Source organism: Pseudomonas sp. NY15364, assembly GCF_048068235.1.
Classification (GTDB): domain Bacteria; phylum Pseudomonadota; class Gammaproteobacteria; order Pseudomonadales; family Pseudomonadaceae; genus Aquipseudomonas; species Aquipseudomonas mendocina_D.
On record NZ_JBLUPX010000024.1, the window covers coordinates 66,658 to 75,664 of the forward strand.

Genomic DNA, 9,007 nt, shown 5'->3' on the forward strand with positions numbered 1-9,007 from the left:
TCTACTTCCTCAAGCGAATGGCTCGAGTGTAGAGGCATTTTGTGATCTGCGTCCCTGTAGATCACGCTTCGGGCCGTCGCGCAGCGACGTCAAAAATTGCTCCCGACAATTTTTTGCCATCCATGGCGAGATGCTTTACTGCAGCATGCTCATGGCTGCTTCCATGGCGGCGGAAAGGTCTTCGTCGGCCTGCATGTCGACCTGCGGGTCCAGGCCAAGCTTGGAGAATGCCGGTACCTTGCTCCAGTCCAGCTGGGTGTAGGGGTGCTCGCTGCCCAGGTAGCTTTGCAGGGTGGCGACCTGAACGATATCGACGTAATCGACCTTGGCCGAGTCGCGGGTGAAATCCAGATACTGGCTCGGCACGATGGCGATGGGCTCGGGGAACTCCCAGGTTCGCAGGATCTTGTCGCCGATGATCGGGTGAATCTGCTCGATCACGTGATTGAGGCTGATGGAGTCGGCCAGCAGTTCGTTGTGTTCTTCGGCATAGGTGAGGATCGGCAGCACGCCGATCTGGTGCACCAGGCCGGCGAGGGTGGCCTGATCCGGCATCAGGCGGGTGTAGTGACGGCACAACACGTGACAGATACCGGCGATCTCGGTGCTCTTGTTCCACACCTCGCGCATCTTGCGGTCGACCACGTCGCTGGTGGCCTGGAACATCTGCTCCATGGCCAGGCCGGTGGCCAGGTTGCAGGTGTAATTGATGCCCAGACGGCTGACGGCCATCTGCAGGTCGGTGATTTCCTTGTTGCTGCGCAGCAGCGGGCTGTTGACCACCTTGATGATGCGCGCGGTGAGGGCTGCGTCGTTACCGATTACCTTGCTGATTTGGGGAATGCCCACATCCGGGTCTTCCGCTGCTTCACGCACCCGCAATGCCACCTCGGGCAAGGTGGGCAGTACCAGCTCATCGTTCTCGATGGCGTGGATCAGTTCCTGTTGGACTTTTTCGGCAAGCTTGCTCATGAAATAGCTCTCTTAGGCGATCCGATGCGGCGCCGGGGAAGTTTAGTCAGCGCTGGATTTCCTGGTCGGCATCCAGCTGATAAGGCAGATCGAGCAGGGTCAGCGTCGGGCCCTCACTGCTGCCGAGGTGAATACGGCCGTCGTTCACGGCATCTTCCTGCAGCACGGCGAGCAACTCGATGGCGTCGCCGGCCTGGGCCGCCAGCACCACTTCACCGACGCTGGAGCCATGCACCGGGGAGAACAATTCGATGCCGACGGCCGGCAGCTCGGAGCCGACCAGGCGCAGCCGCTGCAGGCGTCGCTTGAGCTTGCCCAGGTACTGCATGCGCGCGACGATCTCCTGGCCGGTGTAGCAGCCCTTCTTGAAGCTTACGCCGCCGAGGGCCTGCAGGTTGATCATCTGCGGAATGAACAGCTCACGTGTGGCGCCGAACACCTGGCCCACGCCGGCACGAACCTGAGCCAGTAGCCAGTCGTTCAGCGGCGCCTGCGGCAGCGCGGCGGCCAGGCGGCCTTGCAGTTGTTCTGTTTCGGCGGCCGGAGCCCACAACTCGGCACGGCCATCGCTCAGGCGCACGGCAATTAACGGTCCAGCGCTGGTGATGGAGTCGCTGGCAGAGCCCAATTGCAGGCCAAGCTCGCCGAGCACGGCGTCGCCGCCGGCCAGGCCGAAACGGACCCAGGCGGCGCTTTCATCGCTGAGCTTGGATTTGGAGAACACCGCATATTTCTGCAGATCGGCCTGCTGCGACTCGATCAGTTCGCGTGCCATGGCCAGCAGATAGCCGTCTTCCACCGGGACGATGCGAAAGCTCGACAGCATGCGGCCCTTGGGCGTGCAGCGGGCGCCAAGACTGGATTGGCTGGCGCTGAGGTAATTGAGGTTGCAGGTCACTTGGCCCTGCAGGAACTTGGCTGCGTCCGCGCCGCGAACGGCGAGCAGGCCTTCGTGATCGAGGAGGGTGAAGTAAGCGCTATCGGCCATGATGCAAATCGAATCGCTGAATAAAGGTCAGGGGCATCATCATAGTGGGCAGGGCAGTGCCTTGTCAGCGCAATTGCGCAGCGTCGCGGTGAACAGCGACGCAATTCGCCGTTATACTGCCGGCCTCGTTCGAGGAGTCCGTTGCATGGTTGAGCAAAGTGAACTGAATCGCCTGTTCTGGCATAGCCGCCGTGGCATGTTGGAGCTTGATGTGCTGCTGGTACCTTTCGTCAAGGAGGTGTACCCGAGCCTGGATGCCGAGAACCAGGCGCGCTATCGCAAACTGCTGGAATGCGAGGATCAGGACATGTTTGGCTGGTTCATGCAGCGCGGCGAGCCCGAGGATGCCGACTTGCGTCACATCGTGCGCATGATCCTGGACCGTGTCCAACCCAAGTGATGTTTTCGAGTGCCGTTGGCAGCCATCACGCTGGCTGCTGAGGCTCTATCTGTCGGTCCTGGCGTTGGCCTTGCTGGCGCCGTGGCTGGCCGACATTCCCACCTGGTCGAAGCTGCTGTCATTCGTGGCGTGCCTTGCGCATGCCGCCTGGGTGCTGCCGCGACACGTTCTGCTGACGGCGCCGAAGGCCATCACCGGACTGCGCCGTGATGGATTCGGCTGGCATCTATACAGCGCTGCAACTGGCTGGCAGGCGGTGCAACTACGTCCTGACAGCCTGGCCTTGCCGCTGGTCGTGGTGCTGCGCTATCGCTTGCCAGGCCAGCGCTTCAGTCGCGGCTCGTGCATCCCGTGTGACGCGTTGGCGCCGGAGCAGCACCGGCGCCTGCGTTTGCGCCTGAAGTTCAGCCGGCGGCGCTGGGCTGAGCCTGGGGCGTCGGCGTCAGGATAGTGTCGCGGGCTTCGGCCAACTGCTCGGGGTAGTCGAGGGTGTAGTGCAGCCCGCGGCTCTCATGGCGCTGCATGGCTGAGCTGATCATCAGCTCGGCGACCAGGGCGAGGTTACGCAGCTCGATCAGGTCGCGACTGACCTTGTAGTTCGAGTAGAACTCATCGATCTCGTCCTGCAGCAGGCGCACGCGATGTTGCGCGCGCTGCAGGCGCTTGTTGGTGCGCACGATGCCGACGTAGTCCCACATGAAGCGGCGCAGCTCGTCCCAGTTGTGGGCGATGATCACGTCCTCGTCCGAGTCGGTCACCTGGCTGGCGTCCCAGTCCGGCAGGTCGCTGGGCATCTCGATCGTGTTCAACTGCTCGGTGATATCCGCGCAGGCCGAGCGCGCATAGACGAAGCATTCGAGCAGCGAATTGCTGGCCATGCGGTTGGCGCCATGCAGGCCGGTAAAGCTGGTTTCGCCGATGGCATACAAGCCTGGTACGTCGGTACGGCCATGCTGATCGACCACCACACCGCCGCAGGTGTAATGCGCTGCGGGGACGACCGGGATGGCCTGCTTGGTGATGTCGATGCCAAAGCCCAGGCAGCGCTCGTAGACAGTGGGGAAGTGACTCTTGATGAACTCGGCTGGCTTGTGACTGATGTCCAGATAGACGCAGTCGACACCCAGGCGCTTCATTTCATGGTCGATGGCGCGGGCAACGATATCGCGCGGTGCCAGTTCGGCGCGTTCGTCGAAGCGCTGCATGAAGCGTTCGCCATTGGGCAGCTTGAGCAAGCCGCCTTCGCCACGTACGGCTTCGGTGACCAGGAAGCTCTTGGCTTGTGGGTGATACAGGCAGGTGGGGTGGAACTGGTTGAACTCCAGATTGCCGACGCGGCAGCCGGCACGCCAGGCCATGGCAATGCCGTCGCCGCAGGCGCCGTCCGGGTTGCTGGTATAGAGGTAGACCTTGGCTGCGCCGCCGGTGGCGAGAATCACGAAGCGCGCGCTGAAGGTGTCCACTTCACCGCGAGCACGATCCAGTACGTAAGCCCCCAGACAGCGCTCACCATCCAGGCCTAGCTTGCGTTCGGTGATCAGGTCGACGGCGACGCGTTGCTCCAGTAGTTCGATGTTCGGGCGTTGCCGGGCCTGCTCCAGCAGCGTATTGAAGATCGCTGCGCCGGTAGCGTCGGCTGCGTGAATGATGCGTCGATGGCTATGGCCACCTTCGCGGGTCAGGTGGAACTCGAAACCGCCATCCTCGCGCGCGGTTTCATCGTCGCGGGTAAAAGGCACGCCCTGGTCGATCAACCACTGGATGGCTTCGCGGCTGTGTTCTACCGTGAATCGCACTGCGTCTTCGCGGCACAGGCCGGCGCCTGCGTCGAGGGTGTCGGCGACATGGGATTCGACCGTGTCGGTGTCGTCCAGGACTGCCGCTACACCACCTTGCGCCCAGTAGGTCGAGCCGTTGGCAAGATTGCCTTTGCTCAAGACCGCGATGCGCAAGTGGGTTGGAAGGGTAAGGGCGAGGGTCAGGCCGGCGGCACCGCTGCCGATAACCAGAACGTCGTGCTGGAAGTGTTGGCTCATGTCCGAGTTCCGCGTGAAAGCGAGCCCTAGTATATAGAGAGGGGCAGCGGCACAATAGGTGGCTTATGACCGACCGTGGTGCTCGGGAACTTTCTTAGTCATTAAGGTTCCATAGAGGGTCGCCCATATAAGGGAGAGCGCTTGCGCGTGCCTGCATCTGAAGTCAGCGGAGGGTGTGGGAAATGAGCGGCGATAAGATTATTTGCGCGAGCGGAAAGGTTCCGCTGGCGCCATTCCTGGCAGAGAAAAGTAATCTCTGCGGGAAGCTTGCTTGGAGGGGAGAACTTTTGCGTAAGACCCGAGTCTATCTTGGCAAGCTGATTCGCTTACGGGCGCAAGCCTCCTCCAAGCCTAGTGAGGAGCGTGCATGCTAACCCAGGAAGATGATCAGCAACTGGTCGAGCGAGTGCAGCGTGGTGACAAGCGTGCCTTCGATCTGTTGGTGCTGAAGTATCAGCACAAGATCCTCGGTTTGATCGTGCGATTCGTGCACGACACCCACGAGGCTCAGGATGTCGCTCAGGAGGCGTTCGTTAAAGCCTACCGAGCGCTTGGAAACTTTCGCGGGGACAGCGCGTTCTATACATGGCTGTACCGCATCGCCATCAATACGGCGAAGAATTATCTGGTGTCCCGCGGTCGGCGGCCGCCGGATAGTGATGTAAGTAGCGATGACGCGGAGTTCTACGATGGCGATCACGGCCTCAAGGACATCGAGTCACCGGAGCGGGCATTGCTGCGCGACGAGATCGAAGCCACCGTGCATCGAACCATCGCCCAGTTGCCAGATGACCTACGCACGGCTCTGACCTTGCGTGAGTTTGAAGGTCTGAGTTACGAGGACATTGCCGGTGTCATGCAGTGCCCGGTAGGAACAGTGCGTTCACGGATCTTCCGTGCACGTGAGGCAATTGATAAGTCCCTGCAGCCTCTGCTGCAGGAAACCTAAGGCAGCGGCGACAGCCAAGAGAGGAACGCCATGAGTCGTGAAACCCTGCAGGAATCGCTGTCCGCGGTGATGGATAACGAAGCGGACGAACTGGAACTGCGGCGTGTGCTCGCAGCCAGCGAAGATGGCGAGCTACGTGGCACCTGGTCGCGTTACCAGGTCGCCCGTGCAGCCATGCATCGTGAACTGTTGGTGCCGCAACTGGATATCGCATCTGCGGTGTCTGCGGCGCTGGCCGACGAAGCCGTTCCAACACGCAAAGCACCCATCTGGCGTAGCGTCGGGCGTGTAGCCGTAGCAGCGTCGGTGACTGTTGCGGTGCTGGCGGGTGTACGCTTCTATAACCAGGATGACCTGAGTGGTGCTCAACTGGCCCAGCAGGAAGCCTCTCCGGTGCTTTCGGTACCTCAGGTGCAAGGTCCTGCATTGCTCGCTGGTTACAACAGCAGCGAGGAAGTCGGCGAAGCAGCTGAAGCTGGCACTGCCAGCTGGCATGAGCAGCGCCTGCCGAACTACCTGCGTCAACATGCGCAGGAAGCCGTGATGGGTAGCGGTGAAACCGCTCTGCCTTATGCTCGTGCTGCAAGTCTGGAAAACCGCTAAGCGCTAAGGAGTCACATGCGCGCGATTCCCCTCTACCTTCTCGGTGGTCTGCTGGCTCTGCCGGTTCAGGCCTCCGAGGTGCAGGACTTGCTCGGGCGCCTCGCTGCGGCAGAGCGCCAGCAAAGCTTCCAGGGTACGTTCATCTATGAGCGCAATGGGAGTTTTTCCACCCATGCCGTGTGGCATCAGGTGGAAGAAGGGGGCGAAGTTCGCGAGCGCCTTCTGCAGCTCGATGGTCCTGCCCAGGAAGTATTCAAGGTCGATGGTCAGGCTCAGTGCGTCAGTGGCGCGTTGGTCGATCAGGTCAGTGAGGGGCAAGCCTGGCCTGCCCGTCAGCTGGATGCCGAGCAACTGAGCAACTGGTACGACATTCGTGTCGCCGGTCAGTCGCGCATCGCCAATCGTCCTGCCGACGTTCTGGTGTTGGCGCCCAAGGATCAGCACCGTTACGGCTTCGAGTTGCACCTGGATCGAGAAACCGGCCTGCCGTTGAAATCTCTGCTCTTGAACGAGCGCGGTCAGCTTCTGGAGCGATTCCAGTTCGCTCAGCTGGATACCTCCGCCCCCGTGGCGAGCGCCATGCAACCGAGTTCGGGATGTCGTCCGGTACGTTTGCGTGCTGCCGACAGCATGGCCGAAGGCAGCTGGCGTTCGGATTGGCTGCCTCCAGGCTTTACCTTGACTGCCGCGCAGCTACGTCGTGATCCTTCTTCTGATAACCCTGTCGCCTACATGATGTACGGCGATGGTCTGGCACGATTCTCGGTTTTCCTTGAGCCCTTGAAAGGCAGCGTTGTTGATGAAGCGCGCAGCCAGCTGGGGCCGACCGTTGCCGTTTCGCGGCGCATGAGCACCGATGCAGGTGACGTGATGGTTACCGTGGTCGGTGAGATTCCTTTGGGTACTGCCGAGCGTATCGCCCTGTCCATGCGTGCCGGAGTGCCTGAACAGGCTAGCCAATGATCGAAGAGCAGGGGCGTGTAGTGGCGCTTGAGCCCGGCGCTGTCTGGGTCGAGACGCTACGCAAGAGCACCTGCTCGAGTTGTTCGGCCAATGCGGCGTGCGGTCAGGGGTTGATGGATCGTCTCGGCGTAGGTCGGCAGCGCGGTTACGTGCGCGCCCTCAGTCAAACGCCGCTGGCCGTCGGCGACACCGTGATCATCGGTGTGCGCGAAGATCTGCTGGTGCGCAGTTCTCTTCTGGTTTATCTGCTTCCTCTTCTGGGTCTGTTCGCCGCTGCGCTGCTGGCGGACGGTCTGGGTCTGTCCGAGCCTCTGGTGATCTTCGCCGGCCTGAGTGGTCTGCTTGCCAGTTGGCTATTGGTTCGCTGGCGCGCTGCTCGCGTTGCCGAGAACCCCTTATTACAGCCCGTTGTCCTACGTGCGCTGCTGGTGCCTGTACCAGCGGCGGGTTGAGAGTGTCCGAGTTTTACATGGGGAGTCGTAGTTCGATGAGAAAACTCAAGTCCATTGCGCCGCTGCTGGCGGTTGCCTTGCTCTGGGGGCAAAGTCTGTTCGCTCAGGCCAGCCTGCCAGACTTCACCAATCTGGTAGAGGAGGCTTCGCCCGCGGTAGTCAATATCAGTACCCGTCAGAAGATGCCCGAGCGCGCCGTTGCCGGGCAGCCAGGAATGCCTGATCTGGAAGGTCTGCCGCCGATGTTCCGCGAGTTCTTCGAGCGCAGCATTCCGCAGGCTCCGCGTAATCCGGGCGGCCGCCAGCGCGAGGCGCAATCGCTGGGCTCTGGTTTCATCATTTCGCCGGATGGCTACATCATGACTAACAATCATGTGGTCGCCGATGCTGACGAGATCATCGTGCGTCTCTCCGATCGCAGCGAGCTGGAAGCCAAGTTGATTGGCGCCGATCCGCGCAGCGATGTCGCGCTGCTCAAGGTCGAGGGCAAGGATTTGCCTGTGGTGCGTCTGGGTAAGTCCGACGAGCTGAAGGTCGGCGAGTGGGTGCTGGCCATCGGTTCGCCGTTCGGCTTCGACCACTCGGTGACCGCCGGTATCGTCAGTGCCAAGGGGCGTAACCTGCCGAGCGACAGCTACGTGCCGTTCATCCAGACCGATGTGGCGATCAACCCGGGTAACTCCGGCGGCCCGCTGTTCAACCTGCAAGGTGAAGTAGTGGGTATCAACTCGCAGATCTTCACCCGTTCCGGCGGTTTCATGGGGCTCTCCTTCGCTATCCCGATGGAAGTGGCTATGCAGGTTGCCGATCAGCTCAAGGCCGATGGCAAGGTCACTCGCGGCTGGCTCGGTGTGGTGATTCAGGAAGTGAACAAGGATCTGGCCGAATCCTTCGGCTTGGAAAAACCGGCTGGCGCGCTGGTTGCGCAGGTGCTGGAAGACGGCCCGGCGGACAAGGGCGGCCTGCTGGTGGGCGACGTGATTCTCAGCCTCAATGGCAAACCGATCATCATGTCGGCCGATCTACCGCACCTGGTTGGTGGGCTGAAGCCGGACGAGAAGGCCGAGCTGGATGTGGTGCGCGATGGCTCGCGCAAGAAACTCAGCGTAACGGTCGGTACGCTGCCTGAAGAAGGTCAAGAGCTGGCCTCGTCGGGTTCGGCGCAGGGTGCCGAGCGCAGCAACAATCGTTTGGGCGTGACGGTGGTCGAGCTGACTGCCGAGCAGAAGAAAGGCCTCGACCTCAAAGGCGGGGTTGTCGTGAAGGAAGTGCTCAACGGCCCTGCAGCCATGATTGGCCTGCGTCCGGGCGACGTGATCACTCACCTGAACAATCAGGCCATCGATTCAACCAGCACCTTCACCCAGGTGGCGCAGGAACTGCCGAAGAATCGTTCGGTGTCCATGCGAGTGCTGCGTCAGGGGCGTGCCAGCTTCATCACGTTCAAGCTGGCTGAATAAGCCGGGTTCGTTGAAAAGGGCGCTTTCGGGCTAATGCCAGTCAGTTAAGCGCTACAGCTTGACCTTCTGCGCACTGAAACGAAAATCCGATGCTTGTTTTGAGCATCGGATTTTTTATGCGACTTTCCCGCGCCTTGGCACTGACTCACGAAGCGGCTTCTGCTACCCACTCCCTTGACGAGCT

10 protein-coding genes are annotated in these 9,007 nt (G+C 61.2%); 7 read left to right on the plus strand and 3 right to left on the minus strand.

The features are described 5' to 3' along the window. Window positions 1-135: 135 nt before the first annotated feature. Window positions 136-972, minus strand: a complete 837-nt coding sequence (locus ACNFCJ_RS18365; RefSeq protein ID WP_179576044.1) for an HDOD domain-containing protein — start codon at window positions 970-972, stop codon at window positions 136-138. A 46-nt stretch (window positions 973-1,018) separates the two neighbouring features. Further along, window positions 1,019-1,960, minus strand: a complete 942-nt coding sequence (locus ACNFCJ_RS18370; protein WP_416772904.1) for a YgfZ/GcvT domain-containing protein — start codon at window positions 1,958-1,960, stop codon at window positions 1,019-1,021. Window positions 1,961-2,105: 145 nt separating this feature from the next. Between ACNFCJ_RS18370 and ACNFCJ_RS18375 the strand changes: the two genes are divergently transcribed. Both ACNFCJ_RS18375 and ACNFCJ_RS18380 read left to right on the plus strand, forming a co-directional pair. Further along, on the plus strand, window positions 2,106-2,360 hold the full coding sequence (locus tag ACNFCJ_RS18375) for a succinate dehydrogenase assembly factor 2 (RefSeq protein WP_017677771.1): 255 nt from the start codon (window positions 2,106-2,108) through the stop codon (window positions 2,358-2,360). Then, window positions 2,344-2,811: a protein YgfX gene (locus ACNFCJ_RS18380; RefSeq protein WP_416772906.1), complete on the plus strand. Its 468-nt coding sequence runs from the start codon at window positions 2,344-2,346 to the stop codon at window positions 2,809-2,811. Before ACNFCJ_RS18375 ends, ACNFCJ_RS18380 begins: the two co-directional genes overlap by 17 nt. Here the strand turns inward: ACNFCJ_RS18380 and nadB are convergent. After that, the gene (gene nadB, locus ACNFCJ_RS18385) at window positions 2,765-4,396 is read right to left on the minus strand and encodes an L-aspartate oxidase (protein ID WP_143506722.1); all 1,632 of its coding nucleotides are present in this window, start codon (window positions 4,394-4,396) and stop codon (window positions 2,765-2,767) included. The two genes, ACNFCJ_RS18380 and nadB, sit on opposite strands and share 47 nt — an antisense overlap. Before the next feature lie 367 nt (window positions 4,397-4,763). On the opposite strand from nadB, the gene rpoE reads away from it, so the two are divergent. The 5 genes from rpoE to ACNFCJ_RS18410 are packed head-to-tail and all read left to right on the plus strand — an operon-like array spanning window position 4,764 to window position 8,823. After that, window positions 4,764-5,345 (plus strand): RNA polymerase sigma factor RpoE, encoded by a 582-nt coding sequence (rpoE, locus tag ACNFCJ_RS18390; RefSeq protein ID WP_017677768.1) that lies wholly within the window; start codon window positions 4,764-4,766, stop codon window positions 5,343-5,345. Window positions 5,346-5,375: 30 nt separating this feature from the next. After that, on the plus strand, window positions 5,376-5,948 hold the full coding sequence (locus ACNFCJ_RS18395) for a sigma-E factor negative regulatory protein (RefSeq protein WP_179576046.1): 573 nt from the start codon (window positions 5,376-5,378) through the stop codon (window positions 5,946-5,948). Between the two features lie 15 nt (window positions 5,949-5,963). After that, entirely contained in the window at window positions 5,964-6,911 is a 948-nt protein-coding gene (locus ACNFCJ_RS18400) for a MucB/RseB C-terminal domain-containing protein (protein ID WP_416772909.1), read from the plus strand. Next, a complete protein-coding gene (locus tag ACNFCJ_RS18405; RefSeq protein ID WP_099522044.1) occupies window positions 6,908-7,363 on the plus strand; it encodes a SoxR reducing system RseC family protein in 456 nt (151 codons plus the stop codon). The genes ACNFCJ_RS18400 and ACNFCJ_RS18405 overlap by 4 nt, the downstream gene beginning before the upstream one ends. Before the next feature lie 35 nt (window positions 7,364-7,398). After that, entirely contained in the window at window positions 7,399-8,823 is a 1,425-nt protein-coding gene (locus ACNFCJ_RS18410) for a DegQ family serine endoprotease (protein WP_416772911.1), read from the plus strand. Window positions 8,824-9,007 lie beyond the last annotated feature (184 nt).